The organism is Ornithinibacillus liuyingii (assembly GCF_055550225.1).
Genome location: NZ_JBPWOS010000005.1, coordinates 183879 through 210767, shown reverse-complemented (window position 1 = coordinate 210767; position 26889 = coordinate 183879). Strand labels below are relative to the sequence as shown.

The 26889-nt window shown below is 37.5% G+C and carries 29 protein-coding genes and 1 other annotated feature; of the genes, 4 read left to right on the top strand and 25 right to left on the bottom strand.

The genetic code is table 11. The features are described 5' to 3' along the window. The first annotated feature begins 119 nt into the window (after positions 1-119). Positions 120-1676: a stage V sporulation protein B gene (spoVB, locus tag ACSKT4_RS08740; protein WP_186870306.1), complete on the top strand. Its 1557-nt coding sequence runs from the start codon at positions 120-122 to the stop codon at positions 1674-1676. Positions 1677-1798: 122 nt separating this feature from the next. Beyond that, positions 1799-2176: a TIGR04086 family membrane protein gene (locus tag ACSKT4_RS08735; RefSeq protein ID WP_186870305.1), complete on the top strand. Its 378-nt coding sequence runs from the start codon at positions 1799-1801 to the stop codon at positions 2174-2176. An 82-nt stretch (positions 2177-2258) separates the two neighbouring features. Here the strand turns inward: ACSKT4_RS08735 and yajC are convergent, their stop codons facing one another. The 24 genes from yajC to ACSKT4_RS08615 all read right to left on the bottom strand — a co-directional run bounded on the left by yajC (position 2259) and on the right by ACSKT4_RS08615 (position 22292). Further along, the gene (yajC, locus tag ACSKT4_RS08730; protein WP_186870304.1) at positions 2259-2519 is read right to left on the bottom strand and encodes a preprotein translocase subunit YajC; all 261 of its coding nucleotides are present in this window, start codon (positions 2517-2519) and stop codon (positions 2259-2261) included. A gap of 59 nt (positions 2520-2578) precedes the next feature. After that, entirely contained in the window at positions 2579-3721 is a 1143-nt protein-coding gene (tgt, locus tag ACSKT4_RS08725) for a tRNA guanosine(34) transglycosylase Tgt (RefSeq protein WP_186870303.1), read from the bottom strand. Positions 3722-3736: 15 nt separating this feature from the next. Next, positions 3737-4765, bottom strand: coding sequence for a tRNA preQ1(34) S-adenosylmethionine ribosyltransferase-isomerase QueA (gene queA, locus ACSKT4_RS08720; protein ID WP_465823198.1), 1029 nt, complete (start codon positions 4763-4765; stop codon positions 3737-3739). Between the two features lie 21 nt (positions 4766-4786). After that, a complete protein-coding gene (locus ACSKT4_RS08715) occupies positions 4787-4969 on the bottom strand; it encodes a DUF2905 domain-containing protein (protein WP_186870301.1) in 183 nt (60 codons plus the stop codon). Positions 4970-4980: 11 nt separating this feature from the next. Beyond that, positions 4981-5985: a Holliday junction branch migration DNA helicase RuvB gene (gene ruvB / locus ACSKT4_RS08710; protein WP_186870300.1), complete on the bottom strand. Its 1005-nt coding sequence runs from the start codon at positions 5983-5985 to the stop codon at positions 4981-4983. A gap of 15 nt (positions 5986-6000) precedes the next feature. After that, positions 6001-6615: a Holliday junction branch migration protein RuvA gene (gene ruvA / locus ACSKT4_RS08705; protein ID WP_186870299.1), complete on the bottom strand. Its 615-nt coding sequence runs from the start codon at positions 6613-6615 to the stop codon at positions 6001-6003. Positions 6616-6791: 176 nt separating this feature from the next. Beyond that, entirely contained in the window at positions 6792-7349 is a 558-nt protein-coding gene (locus ACSKT4_RS08700; protein WP_186870298.1) for a YhcN/YlaJ family sporulation lipoprotein, read from the bottom strand. Positions 7350-7468: 119 nt separating this feature from the next. Beyond that, positions 7469-8425: a phosphotransferase gene (locus ACSKT4_RS08695; RefSeq protein WP_186870297.1), complete on the bottom strand. Its 957-nt coding sequence runs from the start codon at positions 8423-8425 to the stop codon at positions 7469-7471. Next, positions 8422-9573: a SafA/ExsA family spore coat assembly protein gene (gene safA / locus ACSKT4_RS08690; RefSeq protein ID WP_465823197.1), complete on the bottom strand. Its 1152-nt coding sequence runs from the start codon at positions 9571-9573 to the stop codon at positions 8422-8424. The genes ACSKT4_RS08695 and safA overlap by 4 nt, the downstream gene beginning before the upstream one ends. A 228-nt stretch (positions 9574-9801) precedes the next feature. Beyond that, positions 9802-11082: a GTPase ObgE gene (obgE, locus tag ACSKT4_RS08685; RefSeq protein ID WP_186870295.1), complete on the bottom strand. Its 1281-nt coding sequence runs from the start codon at positions 11080-11082 to the stop codon at positions 9802-9804. Positions 11083-11096: 14 nt separating this feature from the next. Continuing rightward, complete coding sequence (locus ACSKT4_RS08680; RefSeq protein WP_186870294.1) at positions 11097-11624, bottom strand: Spo0B domain-containing protein; 528 nt, start codon at positions 11622-11624, stop codon at positions 11097-11099. A 140-nt stretch (positions 11625-11764) separates the two neighbouring features. Beyond that, the gene (gene rpmA, locus ACSKT4_RS08675; protein ID WP_010098994.1) at positions 11765-12055 is read right to left on the bottom strand and encodes a 50S ribosomal protein L27; all 291 of its coding nucleotides are present in this window, start codon (positions 12053-12055) and stop codon (positions 11765-11767) included. An 11-nt stretch (positions 12056-12066) separates the two neighbouring features. Next, complete coding sequence (locus ACSKT4_RS08670; RefSeq protein ID WP_186870293.1) at positions 12067-12396, bottom strand: ribosomal-processing cysteine protease Prp; 330 nt, start codon at positions 12394-12396, stop codon at positions 12067-12069. 10 nt (positions 12397-12406) lie between these two features. Further along, a complete protein-coding gene (gene rplU / locus ACSKT4_RS08665; RefSeq protein ID WP_186870292.1) occupies positions 12407-12715 on the bottom strand; it encodes a 50S ribosomal protein L21 in 309 nt (102 codons plus the stop codon). A 13-nt stretch (positions 12716-12728) separates the two neighbouring features. Next, positions 12729-12804 (bottom strand) — a sequence feature (ribosomal protein L21 leader region). A 60-nt stretch (positions 12805-12864) separates the two neighbouring features. Beyond that, positions 12865-13731 carry a M50 family metallopeptidase gene (locus ACSKT4_RS08660; protein ID WP_186870291.1) on the bottom strand — a complete coding sequence of 289 codons (867 nt, stop codon included), beginning with the start codon at positions 13729-13731 and terminating at the stop codon, positions 12865-12867. Further along, the gene (locus ACSKT4_RS08655) at positions 13718-14488 is read right to left on the bottom strand and encodes a peptidoglycan DD-metalloendopeptidase family protein (RefSeq protein ID WP_465823195.1); all 771 of its coding nucleotides are present in this window, start codon (positions 14486-14488) and stop codon (positions 13718-13720) included. Before ACSKT4_RS08655 ends, ACSKT4_RS08660 begins: the two co-directional genes overlap by 14 nt. Positions 14489-14877: 389 nt before the next feature. Next, positions 14878-15678 carry a septum site-determining protein MinD gene (minD, locus tag ACSKT4_RS08650; protein ID WP_186870289.1) on the bottom strand — a complete coding sequence of 267 codons (801 nt, stop codon included), beginning with the start codon at positions 15676-15678 and terminating at the stop codon, positions 14878-14880. Next, a complete protein-coding gene (gene minC, locus ACSKT4_RS08645) occupies positions 15671-16363 on the bottom strand; it encodes a septum site-determining protein MinC (RefSeq protein ID WP_425516472.1) in 693 nt (230 codons plus the stop codon). Before minC ends, minD begins: the two co-directional genes overlap by 8 nt. 69 nt (positions 16364-16432) lie before the next feature. Continuing rightward, positions 16433-16954 carry a rod shape-determining protein MreD gene (mreD, locus tag ACSKT4_RS08640; RefSeq protein ID WP_186870288.1) on the bottom strand — a complete coding sequence of 174 codons (522 nt, stop codon included), beginning with the start codon at positions 16952-16954 and terminating at the stop codon, positions 16433-16435. Continuing rightward, positions 16951-17829 carry a rod shape-determining protein MreC gene (mreC, locus tag ACSKT4_RS08635; RefSeq protein ID WP_186870287.1) on the bottom strand — a complete coding sequence of 293 codons (879 nt, stop codon included), beginning with the start codon at positions 17827-17829 and terminating at the stop codon, positions 16951-16953. Before mreC ends, mreD begins: the two co-directional genes overlap by 4 nt. Before the next feature lie 12 nt (positions 17830-17841). Continuing rightward, the gene (locus ACSKT4_RS08630) at positions 17842-18885 is read right to left on the bottom strand and encodes a rod shape-determining protein (RefSeq protein WP_281413761.1); all 1044 of its coding nucleotides are present in this window, start codon (positions 18883-18885) and stop codon (positions 17842-17844) included. Positions 18886-19121: 236 nt separating this feature from the next. Then, entirely contained in the window at positions 19122-19793 is a 672-nt protein-coding gene (radC, locus tag ACSKT4_RS08625) for a RadC family protein (protein WP_186870343.1), read from the bottom strand. A gap of 195 nt (positions 19794-19988) precedes the next feature. Further along, positions 19989-20897, bottom strand: coding sequence for a hypothetical protein (locus tag ACSKT4_RS08620; protein ID WP_465823191.1), 909 nt, complete (start codon positions 20895-20897; stop codon positions 19989-19991). A 117-nt stretch (positions 20898-21014) separates the two neighbouring features. Continuing rightward, positions 21015-22292 carry a bifunctional folylpolyglutamate synthase/dihydrofolate synthase gene (locus ACSKT4_RS08615; protein ID WP_186870284.1) on the bottom strand — a complete coding sequence of 426 codons (1278 nt, stop codon included), beginning with the start codon at positions 22290-22292 and terminating at the stop codon, positions 21015-21017. 62 nt (positions 22293-22354) lie between these two features. Between ACSKT4_RS08615 and ACSKT4_RS08610 the strand changes: the two genes are divergently transcribed. Next, a complete protein-coding gene (locus tag ACSKT4_RS08610) occupies positions 22355-23254 on the top strand; it encodes an ATP-grasp domain-containing protein (protein ID WP_465823189.1) in 900 nt (299 codons plus the stop codon). Then, positions 23247-24110, top strand: coding sequence for an ATP-grasp domain-containing protein (locus tag ACSKT4_RS08605; protein WP_465823187.1), 864 nt, complete (start codon positions 23247-23249; stop codon positions 24108-24110). The genes ACSKT4_RS08610 and ACSKT4_RS08605 overlap by 8 nt, the downstream gene beginning before the upstream one ends. Before the next feature lie 29 nt (positions 24111-24139). Here the strand turns inward: ACSKT4_RS08605 and ACSKT4_RS08600 are convergent, their stop codons facing one another. Then, positions 24140-26782 carry a valine--tRNA ligase gene (locus tag ACSKT4_RS08600; RefSeq protein ID WP_186870281.1) on the bottom strand — a complete coding sequence of 881 codons (2643 nt, stop codon included), beginning with the start codon at positions 26780-26782 and terminating at the stop codon, positions 24140-24142. Positions 26783-26889: the final 107 nt, after the last annotated feature.

The window sequence follows — 26889 nt, the reverse complement described above, 5'->3', positions numbered from 1 at the left end:
ACCTTCACCTTCCTAGAAAGATTGTAATAAGATTGTACAAGTTGTCATGCTTGGCTACACCAATCGCATATATATCATTGTATATGAAATTTTATTATTTGAGAAGGCAGGTCGTCGATGTGTCTAAACAAACTTTTCTCCAAGGGACACTCATCTTAATAGCAGCAGGCATGATTACTCGTTTTCTAGGCTTTATTAATCGTCTTGTAGTTGCCAGACTTATGGGAGAAGAAGGTGTAGGGCTATATATGATGGCCCTTCCTACTCTATTCTTAGTCATGACGCTTACACAACTTGGACTGCCTGTTGCTATATCAAAACGTGTAGCAGAAGCAGATGCACAGCAAGATCATGCGAAAATAAAACGAATATTAGTAGTTTCGATTATTATTACCTCCATTTCTAGTATTATCTTTACAACAGTAATGATCTTTGCAGCACCTTTTATCGCCACTACATTATTAACAGATGAACGTACACTTTATCCGTTAATCGCAGTTAGCCCGATCATTCCTATTGTGGCGGTTTCATCCGTTTTACGCGGTTATTTTCAAGGGAAACAAAACATGAAACCACAGAGCTATTCACAGGTTATTGAACAAATCGTACGTATTAGCTGTGTTGCCTTATTTGTACATTTACTACTGCCTTATGGAATAGAGTACGCCGCTGCAGGAGCCATGATTAGTGTTATTTTAGGCGAATTTGCTTCCCTACTCTATATGATATATCAGTTTAAACGCAAAAAAACAATTCGTATACGGCATCGTTTTTTTGCCTATGTAAAAGCAAGCAAGCAAACCGTGAAAGAGTTATTCTCTATTGCTCTACCGAGTACTGGTAGCAAAATGATTAGTTCATTCTCTTATTTTCTTGAACCCATTATTGTAACGAACAGTCTAGCTCTCGCAGGTATATCAGGTGCATTAGCTACAAAGCAGTACGGAGAATTAACTGGGTTTGTTTTACCGCTTCTGTTTTTACCAACCTTTATTACCCAGTCATTATCTATAGCACTCGTTCCCAATATCTCAGAAGCAGATGCAAGGCAAAATACTAGCCTTATACACTATCGCATCCATCAATCCATTCGGATATCATTTGCTTCGGGAGCAATTGCTACGGTCGTATTAACGATTTTTGCCGTTCCAATCCTATCTTTTATGTATGGTACAGCTAATGCAAGCAATATTCTTATATTTATGGCACCATTCTATATTTTACTTTATATCCAGTCACCATTACAAGCTGCGCTTCAGGCATTAGACTTAGCCAAGGCAGCAATGTGGAATAGCTTAATAGGTGCTGTAGTAAAATTCATTGTTCTATTTATTCTAGCCTCAAATGAAAGCTTTGGCATCATGGGAGTTGCAATCGCCATGTCAGTCGGTGTCATTCTCATAACGTTATTACATTTAGCCTCCTTACGTCAGGCTATTAATTTCTACATTCCAATCAAAGACATCGCAAAAATGATTGTCTTAATTCTCGCAACTTGGTTTACTGGTAAGTTAATTTATGACTTTTATATAAATTACGATCCAAACCTATTTCTATTTGGACTATCATTGATTGCCTTATCAGCTATCTATGTCATCTTACTATTTATTTTGCGATTTATCACGAAGGAAGAACTAGAACAAATTCCATTTTTACAAAAATGGATTAAGTCATAATTTTGACAAGGGAGTGCACTAGTGCATTTCGTTGATAGTAAATAAATCTATAAAAAACTCGTCTACTTTTCAACGGACAAGAATATGAATACTATAAAAGGACTTTTGTGAGGGGGATTCTCATGCGAAATCAACAATTTACAGCGTTACTTTACGGATGGATTGTTGTACTTGGATTAATTCTTGTTTCTAGTATGGCATTGGCTCTATTATTAAGATTCTCTACTTTTAATGAACCTGCAACAGATTGGGTAACACTTGTTATCGGATTAATCTCCTTATTTATTGGTGGGGCTGTTGCCGGGGCGAAAGGAAAACAGAAAGGGTGGATAATCGGAGCGATTACCGGATTAGGATTTACGGTGTTCACTTTCCTAGTTCAATACCTCGGATATCAAGTTGGCTTCAACTTACAACAAACCATCCATCATTTCTTTTATATTTTAGCAGCGCTATTCGGTGGGGCTGTCGGTGTCAATATTACTTCCAATCAGGAGTAGAAGACCATTGCTTAATTAAACACATGCTACTAGATTCGAAAATAAAAGAGACTAACCCAGGTCAGTCTCTTTTACTTTTTGATTATACAGTTTTAACTTCACGAATCGCAGAACGATCATATGTAAGTTTAGAACCGTCTCCCGCTTGTAATACTACCGTGTCTTCATCTAAAGCATGAATCACGCCATGAAAACCACCTATCGTCACAACAGAATCACCTTTTTTAAGTTCAGACTGCATTAGCCTTACTTGTTTCTGACGCTTTTGTTGCGGACGAATCAGCAAGAAATAGAAAATTACAAACATAGCTATTAAGGGTAATAACGTAATTAAACTCTCCATATACTTGTCCCTCCTTTCCAATACATTCGTTTAAAAAATCATGATTTTCTAAACGCTCATTAAAAATTCTTGGCATCCGGTTTATTTAATCCGTATTGCTCGAAGAATTCTTCTTTAAAGTCACCAAGTCGATCTTCGCGTATAGCTTGTCGTACTTGCTCCATTAATTTTAACAGAAAATATAAGTTATGATAAGTAGTAAGTCTAAAACCAAATGTTTCATTACATTTTATTAGATGTCTGATGTAGGCACGAGTATAATTTCGGCAAACATGACAGTCACAGTTCTCATCAATTGGACCAAAATCGCGTGCATATTTGGCATTCCTCACTACTAACCTTCCTGATGATGTCATACATGTACCATTACGGGCAATTCGAGTCGGCAATACACAATCAAACATATCAATCCCACGTATTGCACCGTCTATCAAGGAATCTGGTGAACCAACCCCCATTAGGTATCGTGGTTTATTACTAGGCATTAATGGTGTCGTATACTCTAATACTCGATTCATAACATCTTTCGGTTCCCCAACCGAAAGTCCCCCAACGGCATAGCCAGGTAAATCAAGCGAAATTAAGTCCTGTGCACTCTGTTTACGCAAATCTTCATACTCTCCACCTTGAATAATCCCGAATAACCCTTGAACATCTGGTCTGGCATGAGCGGCTAAACATCTCTCTGCCCATCTAGAAGTTCTTTCCACAGATTGCTTCATATATTCATGTGTTGCTGGGTATGGTGGACATTCATCAAATGCCATCATAATATCAGAGCCTAAATCATTTTGAATTTGCATCGCTTTTTCTGGGGATAGGAATAGCTTTTCACCATTTAGGTGGTTACGGAAATGTACACCCTCTTCCGTAATTTTTCGCATATCACTCAAACTAAATACCTGGAAACCACCTGAATCGGTTAGGATTGCGCCATCCCAATTCATAAACTTATGCAGTCCACCAGCTTCTTTGATGATATTTTCACCCGGGCGCAACCACAAATGGTACGTATTCGATAGAATAATATTCGCTCCCATCGACTCTAAATCCTCAGGACTCATTGTTTTTACAGTCGCGAGAGTTCCTACCGGCATAAATGTCGGCGTTTCAAACGAACCATGTGGTGTATGAACGACTCCAAGTCTTGCTCCTGTTTGTTTATCTGTTTTAATTAATTCATAACGTATCGGTGTTGTCATCGTATCTTTCCTCTTCTACATAATTAACATCGCATCGCCAAAACTAAAGAAGCGATATTTTTCTTTAACTGCCTCATGATAAGCTTTCAGTATAAAATCTCGATCAGCAAACGCGCTGACTAACATAATTAACGTTGATTTTGGCAGATGGAAATTTGTTATTAATCCATCAATTGCCTTAAATTCAAACCCCGGGTATATAAATATATCCGTCCAACCACTGGATTCAACAAATTGTCCATTATTATCACGTGTAATGGTCTCTAGTGTTCTTGTTGAGGTTGTACCAACCGAAATGATTCTACCACCATTTTCTCGTACCCGAGTCAGTGTTTCTGCAGTCTCACGTGACATCACATAAAACTCAGAATGCATTTTATGCTCATCAATATTATCTACAGATACGGGTCTAAATGTTCCAAGTCCGACATGAAGTGTAATAAAAGCAATCGTGACACCCATTTCTTTTATCTCTTCTAGTAATTCAGTAGTAAAATGTAATCCTGCTGTTGGAGCCGCTGCTGACCCTTTTTCTTTAGCATATACGGTTTGGTAACGTTCTTTTTCTGGTAATTGCTCTTTTATATACGGTGGTAAAGGCATTTCCCCTAGCTCCTCCAACACCTCATAAAAGATCCCCTCATAGTCAAATTGTAATATACGGCCACCATGTTCTAAAGTACCTGTACATGTTGCCCGTAACTTGCCCTCACCAAAGGTCAGGGCGCTACCTTCTTTAATGCGTTTAGCAGGCTTAGCTAGAACTTCCCAAGAATCCCCTTCTAGTTGTTTGAGCAGCAGAATCTCTACTTTTCCTCCCGTATCCTCTTTTACACCATATAATCTTGCAGGTAAGACACGCGTATCATTTAATACTAAGCAATCCCCTGCTTTTAAATATTGCTTAATATCTGAGAACTGTTTATGTGCTATTTCCTTCGTATCTTTATTTAAAACCATTAATCTAGATGCACTTCGCTCGCGCAATGGTGTCTGTGCGATTAATTCTTCTGGTAAATCAAAATCAAAATCTTCTATATTCATGGTGTTACTCCTTTAAACAGATTAACGAAATCGTCCTAAAATAAAAAATAGTAATGATAAGATAATGCTTACTATAATAGATGTCATGATTGGAAAGTAAAAGGTAACATTTCCTTTTTTAAACGAAATATCACCAGGTAACCTACCAATAAATGTCCATATTAGCCCTATAACAACCAATATAATTCCAATTATAATAAACATCTTACCGATATTCACGTTTCATCATTCACTTTCATACCAAAATGTTGATATGCCTTTGGTGTGACAACTCTCCCTCTCGGAGTTCGCTGAATAAAACCAATCTGTAATAAATAGGGTTCATACACATCCTCAATGGTTTGTGACTCTTCACCAATGGTTGCTGCAATCGTGTCTAACCCAACTGGCCCTCCTTGAAACCCTTCGATAATGCCTTTTAAAAGTTTATGATCAATATGGTCTAATCCTTGATCATCCACTTGTAGCATTCCGAGGGCTACATCAGTTGTTTCTACACTTATTTCCGCTTCACCTTTTACTTGGGATATATCCCGAATCCTACGTAAAAGTCGATTGGCAATACGAGGTGTCCCTCTGGAACGTCGGGCAATTTCTATCGCAGCCTCTTTTACTATCTTCGTATCAAAGATTTCTGCTGTCCGTTCTACAATCGCTCGTAAATCCTTTGTTTCATAGTATTCCAGCCTTGAAAGAACGCCAAAACGATCACGTAAAGGGGCCGAAAGTAAACCTGCCCTCGTAGTTGCACCAACTAGTGTGAAAGGTGGTAAATCAATTCTTACCGACCGGGCACTTGGTCCTGTCCCGATAACAATATCAATAAAGAAATCTTCCATAGCGGAATATAATACTTCTTCCACTGCTCGTGGCAATCGATGAACCTCATCAATAAATAAGACATCACCAACCTCTAAGGAAGTGAGAATTGCTGCCAGGTCGCCTGCACGATCAATTGCAGGTCCTGATGTTGAACGAAAGTTAACACCCATCTCATTGGCAATAATAGCAGCTAATGTCGTTTTACCGAGCCCTGGTGGTCCATATAACAACACATGATCCAATGGCTCATTACGCATCTTAGCCGCTTGGATAAAGATTGTTAAGTTTTCCTTTACCTTGTCCTGACCGATGTACTGATTTAGTGTTGTGGGGCGAAGACTAAGTTCAACATAGGATTCTTCCTCATGTAATTCACCTGTAACCATTCTCTCATCCATTACATTGCCCCCTTCCTACTTTTTCATAAGTAAGCTTAATGCTTTTCTAATAATTTCATCTGTATTAGTTATATCAGTTAGAGATTTTTTCAATGCTGGTAAGATTAATTTAATTTCTTTATCCATATACCCCAATGCTTTTAGAGCCTCGATAGCCTCATTTAATTCATCAGAAGAAAGGCTAGTAGAAGTCGTTTTATTTTCTACCTCGACATCAGAAATAGTGAAGTTCGCAGTTAGTTTACCTTTTAGATCTAAAATAATTTGTCTGGCTGTTTTTTTACCAACACCAGGGAAACTAGTTAGGAATTTATCATCCTCACGTTCCACTGCGGCAACAAAATCAGGAATATTAACCCCCGCAAGAATAGCTAAAGCACCTTTAGGGCCGATTCCTGAAACCGATAGTAGTCTAGTGAATAAATATTTCTGGTCCTCATTTTTAAAACCAAATAAAATATGCGCATCTTCCCGAACATGGAAAAAAGTATGTATTTGAAATTCCTTGTTTAAAGAATCTTGAAAGGCAAATGGATTTGGACAAACCACTTCATAGCCAACTCCATTAACATCAATTATAATTGCTTCATCTTGTATGGAAACTAAATTTCCTCTTAAGTACGAAATCATACTATCTTCTCCCCACTATAAATCCTTTTCCTATTCTAACACAATTTCTACTAACCAGCATACACAAGAGCCCATGAATAGAGCTGTCACAGTTGCCGAAATATTACCAAAAGAAGAAAATAAAAAAGCCTGACAAAGATTTCTCTCTGTAGGCCGAGAATTACTTATCCTGACTTTTATTCGTTTCCATAAAAATCATTTATATTATTTTCCACTTCTTCTTCAAGTTGAGTTGGGTTAGGATTACTATTTAGGTTACGTCTACGATCCCACCAGGTTGACTCTGAGTATACAACAATTTCTTTATCTGAGACAATTTGCTTAACTTCTTCCTCGATATTATCTGCTAAATTTGGGTAATATTTATTTCCGGTCATGATTGCAACAATAATTCGATCATCCGTCTCTGCCACCTGTGCTTGAACAATTTCTTTTCTTTCTGATAAATATTCTGAAATCTGTAACGTCCTTTCGCTCGTGAAACGATCCTCATTTTCAGCAGCTAAATTTTTATCACCTTCGTTAACATATTCTTGTTCACTTTGTGGATAGCCACCTAATTCTCCAATTGTTTTCTCCTGGTTATTTATTCGTTCTTTTTGTTCCTTAGGTGTTTCATAATTAATTGGTTGGATTGAATTATTGGTCGTATCATTCATTCCTTCTTCTGTTTCATTACCACAAGCAGCCATTAGTATTAAACCCACGAATGCAAGAAGTAATTTCCTACGCATAATAAAACCTCCCTTACAGCTAGTTTGCTACTAGAGAGGTTATTTAGAAGCGGATATATTATCCTTTTTATATAATTTATGGAAATAGATTTATACCGATAACAAGACCATATATCCCTCTACCCAATAATCCGCTTCGACTCCGTTAGAAATTCTTTACGATTTATCCATTCTTGTTCCATGGATTGTAAATACATTTCCACACTAATCCGCCGTTTTCTCGTTAAAAAATGTAACCATTCCCGTAACATATCACTTGGAATAAAAGTTGTCATTAAGTACCGTTCCACTGCTTCTTCTCTTACCATATTATAAGATAATAAAGTGTCTACTTCCCAATTAATAGCAGGTAAAAAACGTTGTGCTAGTTGGATGTAATCGTAATCCTGAAATGTACATTGTAATAAATCGAAATCAATGATAAATGTATTGTCATGATGAATAAAATTATGTGATGCAACATCCCCATGAACCCAGGTTCCGTTTCTTTCTGCCATTAATTGTTCTTTGTACCATGGATAATTGGAGACCTTTTCTAAATAGTGCTTCATCGATACCGTTATATCCTGAAATAAGTTTAAATACCGATATTTTTCAAAAAGTTGCTTGGTTTCTATAAATTTCATTAGTCTTGCATGCCATCGTTTTACAAATAATTGTTTTCTAACCATATTTTTCACATAGATTTGATTGGCTGCAGCATGAAAATGTTTTAATGTATTCACTGCTTTTTGCCTATCACTCTCTACTTGATAATTTAATTTTCTACCGGAAACATAAGGTGAAATCGTCCAATAATAATTTGTTCCCGTTGAGATTTCCTTTTTTCCATTCGGATAGCGTAAAAATGGTACAATTTCCTTAGATTGAACACGTTCAAAAAATTCCCATTGTTGTTTTAGATTCATGACATTGGAATGACCTTTTAAGACATATTTATCTCCTGAGTTTGTTTCGATTAAATAAATATTACGTTTAATTGGATGAATCTTTCTCGCTTCAATACTCCCCTCCCAATATAAAAAAGAAGAGAGACGATTGATTCGTTGATCGTCTCTACTTGATTGTTTACTCAATCCGCTGACTCTTCCTCATTATCCGCTCTTAATTCACCGAATCCGGGAGGGGTAGGAAAACCATTTTCAGGAAAACCCGACATAAATGGATACGTCGTATTCGGTTCCATTTGTGGCATATTAGCTTGCCCTTGGAACATACTTGTGTCAAATTGTGGCATCATCGGTTGACCTTGGCCTTGCATCATATTTGGATCGAATTGTGGCATCATCGGTTGGCCTTGGCCCTGCATCACATTTGAATCGAATTGCGGCATCATCGACTGATCTTGGCCTTGCATCATATTTGGATCGAATTGTGGCATCATCGGCTGACCTTGGCCTTGCATCATATTTGGATCGAATTGTGGCATCATCGGCTGACCTTGGCCTTGCATCATATTCGGATCGAATTGTGGCATCATCGGCTGACCTTGGTACATAGCAGGATCAAATGGGGATACATCACCCATTGGTGGGATACTTGGAGCGCCGCAACCACAATCACCCGTTACATCTTCCACCATTGGCATTTGTTGTGGATAAACCATGTGTGCTGGTAAAGGTACTGGATGAATTGGAACCACCGGATGCATTCCCCAGCAAGGATTGATAGGATAACAAGGAATCATCTGAAGCGGTTGATGCATCGGTTGTGAAATCGGTTGATAGCTTATCGGCTGTTGTTTCGGTTTTGCATGATGTACTTCTTTCTCTGATGATTCTTTACTCTCAGAGCTTTCATCAATATTAAAGGTCATATTATACGTTGTATGCTTTTCCTGTTCGATTTTCGGAGCTTGCATTAGTGGCATCGTCATTTGTGGAATTTGCGGCATCTGAGGCATTGGAAGTTCGGGTTTTACGACCATTTCAGGTTTCTCATCATCTTCTTTAATAACTGGAAGTGGTTTAGGACTGATATCCTTAAACGGTGTCTCTACTTGTTTTTCTTTCTTGACCTCTTTTTTCACTTCCTTCACTTCTTTTACGGGTGCCTCTTTCTTTACTGTTTTAGCATTAGTTGGAATACGTATTTTCATACCAGGCATAATCATATCTGGACTAGAAATATGTGAATTTGCAGCTTTTAATGCTTCAAAATCAACTCCATATTTTTTAGACAGCTCCCACATTGTATCTCCCTTTTGTACAATATGAATTTTCAATGTTCAACGAACTCCTTTCACTTCTCGAATTCTGGGCTAATCACTCTATATCAAGATATGCAACTTAAATGGAAATGTTGAACTTTATTCGAAAAGAATGAAAATCATCTGAGTTCTGATTGTTTATGATCGTAGTCCTTAACGATTATTTCCATATCTACTCCTGACGGCAAGGATTTTTTTACTTACCTATCAGGCAAAAAAAGCCATTCTCTAGGGAGAATGACTCTAGTCAACAAATTCAAATTCGAATTGTAATATACGTATTGTGTCGCCGTCTTCTGCTCCTTTTTTACGAAGTTCTTCATCTACTCCCATGGAACGCATTTGACGTGCGAAACGACGAATTGCCTCTTCACGATTGAAATCTGTCATCTTAAATAATTTTTCAATTTTTGGACCTGAAACAACAAAGGCACCATCATCCTCTCGAGTAATGGTAAATCCTTTATCTTCTTTTTGATAACGATAAACAACCTTTTCTTCCGTTTCCTCCAGTTGTGGAGCATACTTCGGTATTGTTTCTAGAAGGTCTGCTACGGCATATAAAATATCTCTTAAGCCATCCTTCGTAAGAGCAGATACTGGATATACAGGAACATCTTCACCAAGCTGTTCTTTAAATTTCTCTAAATTCTCCTCCGCACCCGGCATATCCATTTTGTTTGCCGCAATAACCTGTGGTCTTGTCATTAGTTTTTCATCATATTCCTTCAGTTCTGTATTAATCTTTACATAATCTTCAAAAGGATCTCTTCCTTCTGTTCCTGCCATATCAATAACATGGATAATTACTCTTGTTCGCTCCACATGGCGTAAAAATTGATGCCCTAATCCTATTCCTTGGTGGGCTCCTTCAATTAATCCAGGTAAATCTGCTAAGACAAAGCTTCTTTGATCTCCAGTATCAACAACTCCTAAATTAGGAGCTAATGTAGTAAAGTGATAATCAGCGATTTTTGGTTTAGCTGCACTTACAACGGATAAGAATGTAGATTTTCCAACACTTGGAAATCCAACAAGTCCCACATCTGCAATAAGCTTTAATTCCACTTTTATGTTTTTCTCTTCACCAGGCTCACCATTTTCCGCAAAATCTGGAGCTGGATTTCTTGGCGTTGCAAAACGAGAATTCCCTCTACCACCTCTACCACCTTTGGCAATGACAGCCTCTTGCCCATGAATGGTTAAGTCGGCAATGACTTGATCGGTATCCTCATCCATTATGGTTGTTCCTGGTGGTACTGACACAATTAATGGTGCTGCATTTTTACCATGTTGGTTCTTGCTCATCCCATTTTCGCCACGTTTTGCTTTAAAATGACGGTTGTAACGTAAATCCATTAATGTATTTAATCCTTCATCTACCTTAAAGATGACGTCACCACCATTCCCGCCATCTCCACCCGCTGGTCCACCCAACGGTACATATTTCTCTCTACGATAAGCGACAAGACCATTACCACCATCTCCAGCCTTTACGTAGACACTGACTTGATCGACAAACATATTACTCACCTCATCTATTCAAGCGAGGATAGCGAAAAACTAAACCTAACACTAGATTCCAGTTCCTCTGCTTGTATCCACACATTATTTAGCTTTTCAGCCATTCCATTTTGCCATCTTTCCGAGTTAATTGGCGGACCACTGAGTGTCACAACCAACTTAATGAAAGAATCCTCTTCAATAAGCTGTAATACACCATTTATTATTTCTAATTTATCCGCTAAAATGTAATCAACTATTGTATTTCCGATATCCGTTAACACCTTATCATAGGCTTGTAGATTTCTATTACTTGTACCTATTTCATATGTAAATTGGATATGATTATGTTGTAAATTCGTCTGTATTAACCATAATGCAAAGTTAGGGCAACTATTATTCATCAATAATCGCTCACGATTTAACCCCTCAATTATCTCGTCTACCTTTACTTTTACTTTATCCACCTTACCCATACTTAAGTATCCATGCACGATTTGTAAATCATTCATTAAATCATGCCTTTGTAATCGTAATAATTGAATCACTTCATTAGCGTCCACATTATCCTCCCCCATTATGTAGAATTATAGCAGAAAATGGGCATTCGTACATTAAATGGAGAGCAAGATGGATAAGATGCTTATTTATATCTAATAAAAAAACCCCAACCATCTAAAATGATTGGAGTTTGTATGTCATATTATGCTTCTTGAGCAACTGGGTATACACTAACTTTTTTGCGGTCACGACCATAGCGTTCGAATTTTACAACACCGTCGATTTTAGCATAAAGTGTGTCATCACCACCACGGCCAACGTTTTCACCTGGATAGATTTTTGTACCGCGTTGACGGTAAAGAATAGATCCACCAGTTACGAATTGACCATCAGCACGTTTAGCACCAAGACGTTTGGACTCAGAGTCACGACCGTTCTTTGTACTACCTACACCCTTTTTAGATGCGAAGAACTGTAAATCTAGACGTAGCATTAGAGCACCTCCTATTTACTTTGTATCATTATAAACTGACTATAATCACGTTCAATCGTTTGAAGTGATACAATCATACCTTCGAACAAAAGTTGTACGTTATCCATTATTTCTGACGGAACAGAATCTGGAATCGATACGCGAAGATAACCACCTTCACTACCTTGTTCAATTGCTAAATCGATATCTGTTAATTCCAAAACAGCATTTACTGCTCCAAATGAAACCGCAGATACCCCAGCACAAACCAAATCATATCCGTAGGGTCCACTCTCTGCATGTCCAGATAATTCAAAGGTTTTTATTTGATTATTATCTCGGTATACAGTTATTTTTATCATAACAAGACCCTTATTGGTTAATTTTTTCGATTACTAATTTAGTATAAGGCTGACGATGACCTTGCTTCTTATGATAGTTTTTCTTAGGCTTGAACTTGAATACAGTGACTTTCTTTTGACGACCATGTTTTTCAACTTTAGCCGTAACAGTAGCACCTTCAACATAAGGAGAACCAACTTGAACGTTTTCCCCACCTACGAAAAGAACTTTGTCAAAAGTAACAGTTTCATCCACGTCTGCTGTAACTTTTTCAACGTAAATTACTTGGCCTTCTTCAACTTTAACTTGCTTACCACCTGTTTCGATAATAGCGTACATAACTGCACCTCCTTAATTAACTCAGACTCGCCATACAGGTAAACTATTATAGTTTTTCCATGACCTGTTCTGTGCGGTTGTAGCAACGGGTGCTACGATGAATAACATAAAAATGTTATCATGTATGCTTATCTTTGTCAAGAAACTTTCTATATCGTTGTATATGTCGCCACTTCACCGACCGTTTTATTGTAGTTTTGATCATAAAAATAGCTTTTTAAGCATTCCGTTTCATCAATTGCTAGTCTTTGATTATCAGGCATTTGTATGTAAATAGCGTGCTTTACATCTCGCTTAAACTGCGAGAACACATCCATAAGCGTATACTGGAATGGCACTGTTATTGGGCTTACTGATTTTATCCAGTTGTTCCCTTTATACCGATTTAAGAGAAAACGAATGAAAACAAAATGTCTCTTCTTCCAATCGGCTCTGTTTTCTAAAAGTAAAAATACCATAATTAATAAGGCACTGAGTGTAAATGGGAAAAATAATAACTGAATTACAATAATTACCAAACAGATTATAATAGAAGAAACTAATGCCGTATTATACGCGCGTTGAAACGAGTACCTTTGGGATAGCAAAAAAAATAATAGCTTTCCTCCATCCAGTGGCCATATCGGTAGCAAATTAAACACTAGAATTGTAGTATTATAAAATATGATCGTATCAATGATTGAACTTGGTAGCAAAGAAAAAAAGGATGAAAAAAACATGAGAACATAAATAACCAAATGTTGAATGGGACCTGCTATCGTCACAAGAAATTCTTCTTTTACAGGTCTACTGCCTTGTTCATCCGTATCCATTACACCCCCAAAAACCCATAACATGACTTGCTTAATTCGCCAATTAAAGTAGGAAGCTGCCATATAATGACCTAATTCATGTAATAAAACAATCATTAAAATGATAAACATTTCTACAAATGTACCAGTTAAAAAGGAAATAATCATAAAAACTAATAATAATGGATGAATGTGTATAGGCGGTATCAGTTTACGGATTGTCATCAACTTCTATCACCTGAACAGGATCAACATATTCATTGTCTTTTTCGATCGCAAAATATACCATTTCATTATCCGCTGTAGGTGTAAACTCCCCAAGCCTTTGCTGGCTATTTACAACTTGATACAGATGAACATCAATGGAACTTAAGAAACCATATGTTGAAGTGGATCCATCGGCATGCTGAATAATTACTGTTTTATCGGTATCTTGTTTTTTCCCCGCAAATATAACAACACCTTCACTTAATGCAGCGACAGATGTAGTTTCTTGAGGCGCAATCATAATTCCTTTACCATTAGATTGAAAAGTCTCCATCACATTTCCAGAGACTGGTAATACGAGTGCTGCTTCTTCCACTTCCTCTTTATCGCTAGGCGAGAAAGCAAGAGGAGTACCAAAAGAATCTTTATACCATTTATAAACACTAGCAAAAGGAAAATCCTCAGTCAGCACATTGCTCGTCCATTCTCGTGGTTTATCAAAAAATTCCGCATCATTTTGCCATATAATGGCGATAGAGAAAAACAACATGACAGAAAAAATACCTTTTAACATAATACCTGTGATAGCATTACTTCTTGTCTGATTAGAGGATGAAGGATCAATAAAGTTTGGATAAAACCCATGTCTTTCTTCATCCTGTGGTAAAGAAGGTATGATGGTACTCATTTTATTAGGATTTGATTTGGTTGGGATTCCTCGTGATTTTTTCCGTTCATTGATTGATTTTCTAACATCTTTTATTTCTTTCTTCATTCGTCCTCATTCCTTCATTCATCGTTTATACAATTGTATGAAGGGCTAGGACAAGATATGATTGTCCGAACTTAATTTAGTCTGATGAGAGAAACAAGCTTTACACGAATACTTGGATTTACTGCTCAATCAAAAAAGAGGATGGAACAAAACGAAAACAAAGGGTAATAAAAAGCGAACAATCACCACATTAGCCCCGGAAATATACGGAGACTTCTGTAGGAGGAAAGGCATCGGTGAGACCCCAGGGGAGCTTTAGCTCTGAGGAGGCTCACCAGCCGCCCACGGAAAGCGGAGTATATTTCCGCGGCAGGTTTGATGCGGTAACTTTCATGTTCGGTTTATCCTATGTTAAAAATAGTTTTGTTCCATCCTCTTTCATCTTCTTACTACAAGCTCCTAATGCCAAAGAACTTTTTAACTTTCTTGAACATACCTGTTTCGTCTTCTAGTGATTGTAATGGTACAGATTCTCCTAGAATTCTTCTTGCAATATTTCGGTATGCTATAGAAGCTTTTGTGTTTGGTTGGAATGCAACTGGTTCTCCGTGATTGGATGCTTTAATAACTTCATCGTCATCTAAAACAATTCCAATTAGATCAATCGATAAAATTTGTACGATTTCATCGATTTCAAGCATATCGCCATTCTTCATCATATGCTTACGTATTCTGTTAATGATTAAGGAAGGTGGGTCCATATCCTCTTTTTCTAGTAGACCGATGATTCTATCGGCATCACGAACACTAGATTTCTCAGGCGTTGTCACCACAATAGCTTTATCTGCCCCTGCTACAGCATTTTGATATCCTTGCTCAATACCAGCAGGGCAATCAATAATGATATAATCATATTCTGTTTTTAATTCCTTCACAATTTCACGCATGCCTTCTGGCGTAACAGCTGTCTTATCACTAGTTTGTGCAGCAGGAAGTAGTGATAAATAATCAAAACGCTTGTCCTTAATCAATGCTTGTTTTAATTTGCAACGGCCTTGAATAACATCTACTATGTCATATACAATGCGATTTTCAAGTCCCATTACCACATCTAGATTTCGCAGTCCGATATCGGTATCAATTAAGCAAACCTTTTTATCCATTAATGCTAGTGCAGTACCTAAATTTGCGGTAGTAGTCGTTTTCCCAACCCCACCTTTACCAGATGTTATAACAATTGCCTCACCCATTGATTATTCTCCTTTCGAATCCACTTAAACGTTTGCGTTTATGTGTTAAAACTTGCAATCTATCAATGATTATTTTGTCTTTTTCTGTATCGATGAGACCACATTCCATATATACACCGTCTGATTGGTAATCTGGTGCACGACTTATGTAATCAGCTATACGGAGTTGACTTGGATTCATATAAGAAGCAGTTATAATGGCATTATGGTCACCATTTACACCTGCATGAGCAATCCCATGCAGACTACCCATAATATATATATTTCCTGTAGAAACAACTTTCCCACCAGGATTTACATCCCCTATTAATAGTACATCACCGCTTACTTCGAGAACTTGTCCAGACCGAACAATTCGATTGTAAACCTTAATTTCTGTATCCTCGAGCATGGCAAGTGCTTCATCCCTAAGAATGACATTCGATTCTATGGTTTGAACAGTAAATTGTTTCTTTTCGGTAATAATGTTTTCTAGTTGTTCCCTTTGATCATCATATAAGTAACGATTTCCAAGGTTAATTGTTACGGGTACAACCTGTTCATCCTTTTTGGAATGATTAACAGATAATTTTTCTTGTAATTCCCTACACGCTTCTTCAAATGAACAACGATCATCAATAAATAGTGTAAGCCCGTCTCTCGTGCCTTTTATCGTAACATACTGTTTTGGTTTCATGTCTTGCAACGCTTTCACCTCATTAGTGCTTTCAAATCTTTACGTGTAGGTATAATGGAATAACAACTATCTAATCTATCATGTTTTATCCGTTTTCCATTTTACAAGTCGTTTTGCAAATAATGGATAAATAATGAGTAGGAAAATAGAATTCGCCAAAATAGATGGTAATAATCGTAACATGATGTAATCCAACCATTCTGCACTCATGATTCCGATAACATAATAGATAAGATTTATCATCAACTCTGCAATTGTTATACTTATTATACCAAACAATAACGTTGAATAAATATTACTATGCAACATATTTCGTAGTTCAAGAATGATGTACATAGTAACACCATAGGTGAACATATATACACCCAATATGCCAGTATAGGCAATATCAAATAAAAGCCCAAAAATTAAAGCATACATAATAGAATAGTAAGAATCCCCGCGGTCATAAAAGGTGGCAATTAACACTAAGAACATTAAAATCCAATGTGGTGTAATCATGATGTCACCGTCAAGGAGACTACTCGGCAAAATATCTAATGCCACACCTTCTAAGACGAGGATTAACAGTAGAATAAGGGGTAGGAATATACGTCTCATTCCTCCTCCCCCTCTGCTTCATCCTCATCATCTTGACCTAATAACCGTTCCACTACTACCACATGATTAATTTCATACATATTCGCTGCAGGCTCTACTAATGCAGTTCGCGTTAACCCATATTGATCTGGAACAACCTCTTTCACGGTGCCGATTGGTAGTCCAGCAGGGAATACGCCACCCATACCAGAAGATACAACTAATTCGCCTTCTTCAATGTCCTGGTCAGAATCCTCAATGATTTTAAATAACAGTGAATTTGTTTCCTTATCATAGGACTCAATTAGACCAAAAATACCCTTTCCACCTTCTCTTGATACCGTTGCAGATATTCGGTTAAATTCATCAAAACCGGTTAGCAATTGGACCGTTGAAGTTGCTGGTGCAACACTTTGTACCTTTCCAATCATGCCCTCTGCAGTAATAACAGCCATATTCACTTTTACACCATCTGATTTCCCTTTATTGATCGTTAGCTGCTCAATCCATCTTTCAGGGGACCTCGCTGTTACTGTTGCATGAATAGGGTTATAGGAACGTATGGAATCTTCTTTATCGAGCAACGCTCTCAGTTCTTCATTTTCATCTTTAATCTCTTGTACTTCATAGATTAGCCCTTTGTATTGTGCTAATCTTTCTCTTAAGATTTGATTCTCCTCATACGTATTTCGAATATCATCTATATTTTCAAAGATACCTGCTACGTATTTTACAGGTGTTGATATGACATTCTGAGCAACACCAATAACATCACTTACAAATTGTTCTGCTGTAGTTAAATTTACCCTATCCCTTATTGAGAACCCAACTAAGGCAACTAGGACAATGATCCCAATAAGAATAATAAATAATCTTTTTTTACGAAAAAATGACATGAAAACACCTACTTATTCTACTGTAGGACGAGAAGATACATTTGGTTGTCCTTTAAAATGCTGAATATATTCCAACGATTTTCCAGTGCCGATAACAACACTATCCAAAGGGTTATCAGCGACAAACACTGGCATCTTAGTCTCATCACTAATTTTTTTATCAAGGTTACGCAATAATGCTCCTCCACCAGATAACACGATTCCACGATCCATAATATCGGCTGCTAGTTCAGGAGGCGTTTTTTCCAACGTGATTTTCACTGCATCAACAATAGCATCTACTGTATCCTGAAGGGCCTCCGAGACTTCACTACCAGTAATAGTTATCGTTTTCGGTAACCCAGTAAGTAAATCTCTACCACGGATATCCATTTCCTCATCCGCTATCGTTTCATCATTTGCTGAACCAAGGTCTAGCTTGATTTGCTCTGCTGTTCTTTCACCAATCATTAAACTATACGTCTTCCGAATATGATTCACAATAGAGGTATCCATATTGTCACCAGCATTGCGAATAGATTCCGAGGATACAATCCCTCCAAGTGATATCACAGCAACCTCCGTTGTGCCACCGCCTATATCAACTATCATGCTACCTGTTGGCTCCCATACAGGTAGTCCTGCGCCAATTGCAGCTGCAAACGGCTCTGCAATCGGAAAGGCTTCTTTGGCACCAGCCTGTTTCGTAGCGTCAATAACTGCTCGCTCTTCCACCATTGTAATACCAGAAGGTACACAGATCATTACATTTGGCTTCTTAGCGAATGAAGAACGACTTCTCATTGCTCGTTTTATATAGTATTGCATCATAGCAGCGGTAGTATCATAATCTGCTATAACTCCATCCTTCATTGGTCTAATAACGGAAATACTACCAGGATTTCTGCCTAACATATTCTTAGCAGCATTACCTACTGCCTCTATTTCACCTGTATCCACATTCTTAGCAACCACAGATGGTTCTCGTAAGATTACACCTTTTCCTTTAACAAATACCAATGTATTTGCAGTACCTAAATCAATCCCTAAATCTTGAGAAAATCCAAAGATACCCAATAAAATCTTCCTCTCCAGTATCATGTAAGTTTTTCTTTCTATGCCTGACAGTTCTCTTATATTTTATGTGGTGGACCGTATAATATAATCAAATATGCCATAATGATAGTATGGAAATATGTAACTGCGTCCAACTCTTTCCAATCTCAAGAAGCGCCACTTTCAACTAAATATGAAAATGGCGCTCATACTTTATCTATTTAATTATACGAAAAAACTATAAAAATTGATAGTACTTATACGTATCCTTTTTCCTTTAACGAGACAAATTTATGATCACCTATAATTAAATGGTCTAGTAATTCAATCCCAATCATTTTTCCTGATTCTACTAATCGTTTCGTTACATGGATATCTTCTTGTGATGGAGTTGGATCTCCAGAGGGGTGATTATGGGCTACAATAATCGAAGCTGCAGACCGTTTCACAGCCTCGCGAAACACCTCACGAGGATGAACTATAGAGGCATTTAAGGACCCGATGAAGATGGTCTGACGATGAATAATTTGATTTTTTGTATCCAAGAAGATGGTAACAAAATGCTCTTGATTAAGGTGTCGCATCTCTTCCATAATGTAATCGGCACCATCCTCTGGAGAACGTATGACATAACGTTCATTTGGTTTATATTGACTTAGTCGCTTACCTAGCTCCAGTGCGGATAAAATTAAAACACCTTTCGCACTACCAATCCCCTTAATTGCTGTTAATTCCTCGATAGTAGCATCTTTTAATAGCTTTAATCCTTCAAAATGCATGAGTAACCGATTAGCAAGGGTCATAACAGACTCTTCTTTAGTCCCGCTTCCTAATAAAATGGCTATTAATTCTTGATTGGAGAGGTGACTTGCTCCTAATGCTAATAGTCTTTCCCTTGGTCGATCCCCTTTAGGAACATCCTTTATCATGATTGATGAAGCTTTCAAACTATTTCCTCCTTTCGTCTAGCAATAGAATAGCTTAAGATTCTACCTCTTACAAATAGACAAGAGAGAAATTTTTCACTTATGTTAATCCATAAAATAATAAAAAGCAGAGCGGAAAAAACATTTTCCACCCTGCTTCGTTTGTCATCAGCTTATTTTAGCATTTTTATCCTTCTACTATTGCCCCGTTGATACTACACTATCTAAAGAATTCCAGAGGTTCAGTAGAACTATTTCCGTATTTTCTTTTGAGGTTAACAGTTCCTCCATTTGTGTAACAAAGTTATTTAGTTCAGTAGATCCTTTTGGGGCCTGTTCGCTTAATGCATTCCATGTCTCCTCGTCCAAGCTACCACTCTCCAAGGAAAGATTCCATTGTTCCTGGAAAGAGACGACCCAGTCATATTCTTCTTTCGTTAAGGCTACCTCTTTTTCACTAGTCTGCCAATCCTTTGCATATACTTCTATTCCTTTTTCTTTTAAGGAATTAATATCACTTTGTAAATCTTCTTTCGAGCGTCTCATCGTTACCAGAAGATAAAATTGATTGTCCTTTTCCCAAATGACAGGGGCATATCCTTGCTCTACAAACTTCCCAGATTCTGCTTCCGCATTCGCAATAGATGAAAAAACACCACCTTGTAAAACGAAGGCAGACATGGAATCTAACATATAATGTGACGTGTCAACCTTAGAAGCATTACCTTGATTATCATCCTTACCTTTCTCTTCTCCTTCTATAGGCATAGCAACAGCAGGAGTACCATTCAAATTATTATCAAAATTAACGATAATCTTTAACAAAACAAAGCCCATAATAGAACCTATTGTTAAGGCAGAAATAATTGCGATAATAATTGGCTTAAACATATGAAAAGTCGTTTGTTTCTTCGCCGTAGAACTGGATATGGTTGATGTATCATAGTTCCTAGCAAAGGTATGAATTTGATTATGACTAGATTCTTCAGTAGCAGCTATCTCTTCACTTACGTTTTTCTTATTGACATGGATATGTCCTGACTTATTAGTATTTTCCCTTTTCCCCTTACCATCTAATCTTACTACTACTTGTTTTTTAGCTGACATTTGCTGCTCCCCCACTTTGCTAGATTCGTTGTTTCAACTCTAGCATATGCAAACTAAAAAGTAAGGAGAATCTTGTCACACAAGGAACAGTTTATTTCAACATAAACCGGAATAACTTTACAAGGTTTGCTTTTTCACATAGGCTCTTACCAGTCCAATGAAATGTAAGGAACCCGCAAAGAAATACATCTCATCACGTTCTTCTATCTCTTTCCATTCTTCTTGCCATTTTATTTGGCGTACTTTTTCTACTGGTACCATCTCCCATAGATTATCAGCAGGTTCCGCACGAGGATGGTCAAAGGAAGTTACCATAATGGTATCAAAATGCGGCAAAGCCAGATGAAGCATTTTCTTTAATTCCTTATCTTTAAATCCAGCAAATATAAGTTTCTTCCGCTTCGTTCGGTATAGATCATTCACTGTATGAAGAAATGCCTCCATACCCTTTGGATTATGTGCCCCATCTAGAATCACAATAGGATTATCGAGTATTTTTTCGAACCGACCTGGTAAATGGGCTGTTTTGATGCCTTGATATACGTTGTCCCAATTTAAGTCTACTCCACATTTTTCAATAATAACTAATGCCATGAGAGCTGTTGCCGCATTTATAATTTGGTGTTTCCCTTTCATTTGTATTTCCATTTCTAGCTTTGTTCCTTGATAACACCATTCAAAAAACTGCCGATTTTCGTCTATAAATGTCCTTTTGTAAAAGAAGTCTCGATTTAATTTATACATATTGGCATATTTCTTTCTTGCTTCTTTTTCAAATATCGGCATACAACTCTCCTCTATCGCCCCTATAACGACAGGTGTATGACCTTTTATAATGCCTGCTTTATGAAAGGCAATTTCCTCCAGAGTATCTCCTAAAAAGGTAGCATGGTCCATCGCAATATTTGTTATAATAGACAGCATAGGTTGGATACAATTGGTGGAATCTTCCCTTCCCCCCATACCAGCCTCGATAATTGCAATATCAACCGTTTCACTAAAGTACATATAGGCAATAGTAGTGATAATCTCAAATTCCGTGGCGTGCATTTCTACTAAATCTAATTCTTCTATGGATGGCAGTAACTGGTTAAACAGCGTTATAAACCGGTCATCCGGGATGGGTAGATCATTAATGAATATATGACCTGTTAGCCCTGTCAAGCTAGGTGAAGTAAAAATTCCGACACGATAATTATTTTCTATTAATGCTGCTTTTAAATAGGTTAAAGTTGAACCTTTCCCATTTGTACCAGCAATATGGATAGCTTTTATTTTTTGCTGGGGATTATGTTGGGATTCTAATAACGCCATCATTCGATCAAGACCCGGTTTTATACCTAGGGTTCTACGTTCAGCAAAAAATACTTCTATTTGGTCAATACTATGAAACATACAATCACCACTTATCTATCAATTAGAAATAAGTATAGCATAGGAAGAAAGGAAATCGAACATTGAATAAAATTGGTTGGATTATTTATAATGGTAATTTACCTGGAAATAAATTTTTAGACTTTGCCCAGATGCTACACGAAGCAGCTAAGGAGCAAAACACGAAAACATATATCATGCAAAATAATAATTTATTATCATCATTAAGTACTAATAGACTGGAGCTTCTAACAGAATATGAAGTACCCGATTTTGTTATTTTTACGGATAAGGATATCTATTTAGCAAGGCAACTAGAATTAATTGGTATACCTGTGTTTAATCGCTCAGAGGTAATTGAAACAAGTGATGATAAGATCGCCACTTACCAAGTATTAGCTAATCATAACCTGCCAATACCAAGGACCATCATTGCACCGAAAGTTTATACAAATCGCGAGGAAAAATACCTTCCGAACCTAGACCATGTTATCAATCAATTAGGTCTACCTATGATTGTGAAGGAAGCTTTTGGCTCATTTGGTGAACAGGTTTATCTTATCCATACAAAGGACGAGCTGGAAGAAAAGGTGAAAGAACTTTATGGAAAAGCCTTTATGTTTCAAGAGTTTATACAGTCTAGTAAAGGTAGGGACCTAAGACTACAAGTGGTTGGAGATAGAGTAGTTGCTGCGATGAAGCGATTTTCTGCCGAAGATTTTCGAGCCAACATTACTAGTGGTGGCATCATGGAAGCTTATGAACCATCCGAAAAGGCCAAGGAAATTGCCATCTCCGCATCAAAAGCAATTGGAGCAGACTTTAGTGGTGTTGATTTATTATTTGGGGAGAATGATGATTATATCATTTGTGAAATAAATTCTAACGCACACATTCGGAACCTCTATGATTGTACAGGGATTAATGCGGCAAACGAAATAGTAGAGCATATACTAAAGAAGTTGAGGGATTCACGTGGCTAATGGCTGGTTACTATATAGTGAAGAAGATGCTGTAGCGAACAAAGCGTACATCGAATGGTTTATCGATGAAGCAGATAAGCAAGGATTGACATTACGATTAATCTTAAGGGAAAAACTCCAAATAGGAATATTGCAAAATGAGTATGGCCTTTTATTAGATGGCCGTAAAACTGAAATTCCTGAATTCGCAGTGGTTCGAACCGTTGAACCGCTGCTTAATAAGCAGTTAGAACAGTTAAATGTACACGTATTTAACTCCTCCTACGTTTCGGAAATCAGTAATCATAAAGCAAAAACCTATTTAGAAGTTTCCCGTCTTGATATCCCGATGGTAGATACAGTCTTTCTAAATGGTAAAAATGTTACTAATGAAATCCCTTTCCCTCTGCCATTTGTGATAAAAGAGGCGGCTGGTAGAGGTGGCAGACAAGTGTATTTTATCCAAGAAAAAGAAGAGTGGGACGTATTTTTAACCATGTGTAAACCTATCGATTACGTGATCCAATCAACTGATGTACAACTTGGAAAGGATCTAAGAGTCTTTGTTGTCGATAAGGAAATTGTAGGGGCTGTTTTAAGGGAAAGCAATACAGATTTTCGAGCTAACTTTACATTAGGTGGTTCGGCAAGCTTATACCAATTAAACGAAGTAGAAAAAGCGCTTATCATGAAAATTATCGATCATTTTGATTTCGGTATGGTCGGAATTGATTTCTTAATAGGTCGGAGTGGAGAGCTACTATTTAATGAAATAGAAGATGTTGTCGGCTCAAGGACCCTTAGTACGGTTAGTAACATGAATATACTAGAAAAATATATTATTTATATAAAACAACAATTAAAACAGGGTTCTTAGATTTTTCTAAGAACCCTGCTTGATGTTTATTATGATTTTAGTTCAGCTAATCGTGCTTGTACTGCTGCTTGTTTCTCTAAATAATCCTGTTCCTTTTTCTTCTCTTCTTCCACTACCGCAGCTGGTGCCTTAGCGACAAAGCCTTGATTGGAAAGCTTCTTCTGAACTCGTTCCACTTCTTTATTCCACTTTTCTAGTTCTTTCTCTAATCGGGCAATCTCTTTATCGAAATCAATTAGCCCTTCTAATGGTAAGAAGATTTCAGCGCCAGTAATAACTGCTGTCATTGCTTTTTCAGGAGCATCGACTTTAGATGCAATAACAAGCTCGCTAGGGTTACAGAATCGTTCTAGATAGCCACGATTATGTTCAAGTTCTTTGACGATTGCCTCATCCTTCGCTTGAATTAACAGGCTAATTTGCTTCGACATTGGTGTATCGACTTCGGCACGGATATTACGTACAGCCTTAATAATCGACACAAGACGCTTCATTTCTTCCGATGCCTTTTCATCATGGAAGTCTTCCTGAACCTTAGGCCATTCAGCAATCGTAATTGATTCCCCTTGATGTGGTAGCTTCTGCCATATTTCTTCGGTAATGAATGGCATGAATGGGTGTAGTAGACGCATAGTCTGATCTAGCACATAGGCTAATACAGACTGTGTCGTCTTCTTCGCCTGGTCATCTTCCCCATATAATGGAAGCTTAGCCATCTCAATATACCAATCACACAATTCATCCCAAATAAAGTTATGAAGATGTCTTCCTGCTTCACCAAACTCATACTTATCAGTGTTACGTGTTACTTGTTCGATGGTTTCATTTAATCTTGTTAGAATCCATTTATCTGCTAAAGATAGCTCACCAGTTAAATCAATATCTTCATACGTAAAACCTTCTAAATTCATTAGAGAGAAACGTGATGCATTCCAGATTTTATTGGCAAAATTCCAGGTTGATTCTACTTTTTCCCAATAGAAACGCATATCCTGGCCTGGTGAAGTCCCTGTTAATAAGAAATAACGTAGTGAATCTGCACCATATTTCTCGATGACATCCATTGGATCTACACCATTCCCAAGTGACTTACTGAACTTTCTACCTTCTGAATCACGGATTAATCCATGGAGTAATACATCTTTAAATGGTCGTTTTCCAGTGAACTCTTTCGATTGAAATGCCATACGAGCTACCCAGAAAAAGATAATATCATAACCAGTAATTAAAACATCTGTAGGGAAATAACGTTTAAAATCCTCAGCCTCTTCATTTGGCCAACCCATTGTAGAGAACGGCCATAATGCGCTGGAGAACCATGTGTCTAATACATCCTCATCTTGCTCCCAGTTCTCTATATCACTAGGCGCTTCTTTTCCAACGTATAATTCCCCTGTTTCTTTATGATACCATGCTGGAATACGATGTCCCCACCATAATTGACGACTAATACACCAGTCACGAATATTTTCCATCCAGTTTAAATATGTTCGTTCAAAGCGTTCTGGAACAAAGTTAATTCGTTCCTCGGTATTTTGCATTTCTAATACAGAATCAGCAAGTGGCTGCATTTTTACAAACCATTGTGTAGATAAATACGGTTCAACAACTGCCCCACTACGTTCTGAATGTCCGACTTGATGAACATGTTCTTCAATTTTGAAAAGGACGCTCATATCCTGTAGGTCTTTTACAATTTGCTTACGGCATTCAAAACGGTCCATGCCTTCATATTTGCCTGCGTTTTCATTCATGGTGCCATCTTCATTCATTACGAGTACACGCTCAAGATTATGACGATTTCCTATTTCAAAATCATTAGGATCATGAGCTGGAGTAATTTTAACTGCACCAGACCCAAATTCCATATCAACATATTCATCAGCAATAATCTGGATTTCACGTCCAACAATCGGAAGAACAACTGTTTTACCAATTAGGTGTTGATAGCGTTCATCCTTCGGGTTTACGGCAACCGCAGTATCACCAAGCATCGTTTCTGGTCTTGTCGTCGCAATTTCAATTGTTTCATCACTATCTTTAATTGGATATTTCATATGATAGAAATTGCCGTTTACTTCTTTATAAATAACTTCAATGTCTGATAGAGCCGTTTTCGTTACTGGATCCCAGTTAATGATGTATTTACCACGATAAATTAGTCCTTTTTCATATAGCTTTACAAACACTTCCTTAACAGCTTCTGATAAGCCTTCATCGAGTGTAAAGCGTTCTCTTGAATAATCTAACCCTAGACCTAATTTTTCCCACTGAGATCTTATAAAGGACGCGTATTCTTCCTTCCAATCCCAAGCTTTTTGTAGGAATTTTTCTCGACCAAGTTCATAACGGTTTGTGCCTTCTTCTTTCAGTCGTGCTTCTACTTTCGCCTGTGTCGCAATCCCTGCATGGTCCATACCTGGTAACCATAGTACATCATAGCCTTGCATCCGTTTCATACGGGAAATGGTATCTTGCATTGTTGTATCCCATGCATGACCAAGGTGTAGGCGACCCGTTACGTTAGGCGGTGGAATTACGATAGAAAATGGTTCTTTTTCTGGATCTCCGGTTGCTTCAAAGTATTTCCCATCTAGCCAGAACTTATAGCGGTCTTGCTCTACTGCTTGTGGGTCGTATTTCGGTGGTAGAGTTGTGTTGTTTTCTTGCATTAATATCAGCCTCCTTTAAAGTTAAGGGTAATGTGATTTCCTTAGCCACTTAAAAAAACAATAATGATTAGGCCTTTATCAAAATGAAATCAAAGATTTACCCGAAA

Excerpts from the sequence above, each read along its gene's own strand:
- ACSKT4_RS08735 (WP_186870305.1), top strand. The coding sequence starts at position 1,799 with ATGCGAAATCAACAATTTACAGCGTTACTTTACGGATGGATTGTTGTA.
- radC (WP_186870343.1), bottom strand. The coding sequence starts at position 19,793 with ATGATAAAGGATGTTCCTAAAGGGGATCGACCAAGGGAAAGACTATTA.
- minD (WP_186870289.1), bottom strand. The coding sequence starts at position 15,678 with ATGGGTGAGGCAATTGTTATAACATCTGGTAAAGGTGGGGTTGGGAAA.
- mreC (WP_186870287.1), bottom strand. The coding sequence starts at position 17,829 with ATGTCATTTTTTCGTAAAAAAAGATTATTTATTATTCTTATTGGGATC.
- ACSKT4_RS08670 (WP_186870293.1), bottom strand. The coding sequence starts at position 12,396 with ATGATAAAAATAACTGTATACCGAGATAATAATCAAATAAAAACCTTT.
- ACSKT4_RS08700 (WP_186870298.1), bottom strand. The coding sequence starts at position 7,349 with ATGCGTAGGAAATTACTTCTTGCATTCGTGGGTTTAATACTAATGGCT.
- queA (WP_465823198.1), bottom strand. The coding sequence starts at position 4,765 with ATGAATATAGAAGATTTTGATTTTGATTTACCAGAAGAATTAATCGCA.
- ACSKT4_RS08600 (WP_186870281.1), bottom strand. The coding sequence starts at position 26,782 with ATGCAAGAAAACAACACAACTCTACCACCGAAATACGACCCACAAGCA.
- rplU (WP_186870292.1), bottom strand. The coding sequence starts at position 12,715 with ATGTACGCTATTATCGAAACAGGTGGTAAGCAAGTTAAAGTTGAAGAA.
- tgt (WP_186870303.1), bottom strand. The coding sequence starts at position 3,721 with ATGACAACACCGATACGTTATGAATTAATTAAAACAGATAAACAAACA.
- rpmA (WP_010098994.1), bottom strand. The coding sequence starts at position 12,055 with ATGCTACGTCTAGATTTACAGTTCTTCGCATCTAAAAAGGGTGTAGGT.
- mreD (WP_186870288.1), bottom strand. The coding sequence starts at position 16,954 with ATGAGACGTATATTCCTACCCCTTATTCTACTGTTAATCCTCGTCTTA.
- obgE (WP_186870295.1), bottom strand. The coding sequence starts at position 11,082 with ATGTTTGTCGATCAAGTCAGTGTCTACGTAAAGGCTGGAGATGGTGGT.
- yajC (WP_186870304.1), bottom strand. The coding sequence starts at position 2,519 with ATGGAGAGTTTAATTACGTTATTACCCTTAATAGCTATGTTTGTAATT.
- ruvB (WP_186870300.1), bottom strand. The coding sequence starts at position 5,985 with ATGGATGAGAGAATGGTTACAGGTGAATTACATGAGGAAGAATCCTAT.
- ACSKT4_RS08615 (WP_186870284.1), bottom strand. The coding sequence starts at position 22,292 with ATGTTTCATAGTATTGACCAAATAGAAGTATTTTTTGCTGAACGTAGA.
- ruvA (WP_186870299.1), bottom strand. The coding sequence starts at position 6,615 with ATGATTTCGTACTTAAGAGGAAATTTAGTTTCCATACAAGATGAAGCA.
- ACSKT4_RS08660 (WP_186870291.1), bottom strand. The coding sequence starts at position 13,731 with ATGACAATCCGTAAACTGATACCGCCTATACACATTCATCCATTATTA.
- ACSKT4_RS08655 (WP_465823195.1), bottom strand. The coding sequence starts at position 14,488 with ATGAAGAAAGAAATAAAAGATGTTAGAAAATCAATCAATGAACGGAAA.
- ACSKT4_RS08715 (WP_186870301.1), bottom strand. The coding sequence starts at position 4,969 with ATGTTTATTATAATTGGAATTATATTGGTTGTTATAGGGCTAATATGG.
- ACSKT4_RS08620 (WP_465823191.1), bottom strand. The coding sequence starts at position 20,897 with ATGTCAGCTAAAAAACAAGTAGTAGTAAGATTAGATGGTAAGGGGAAA.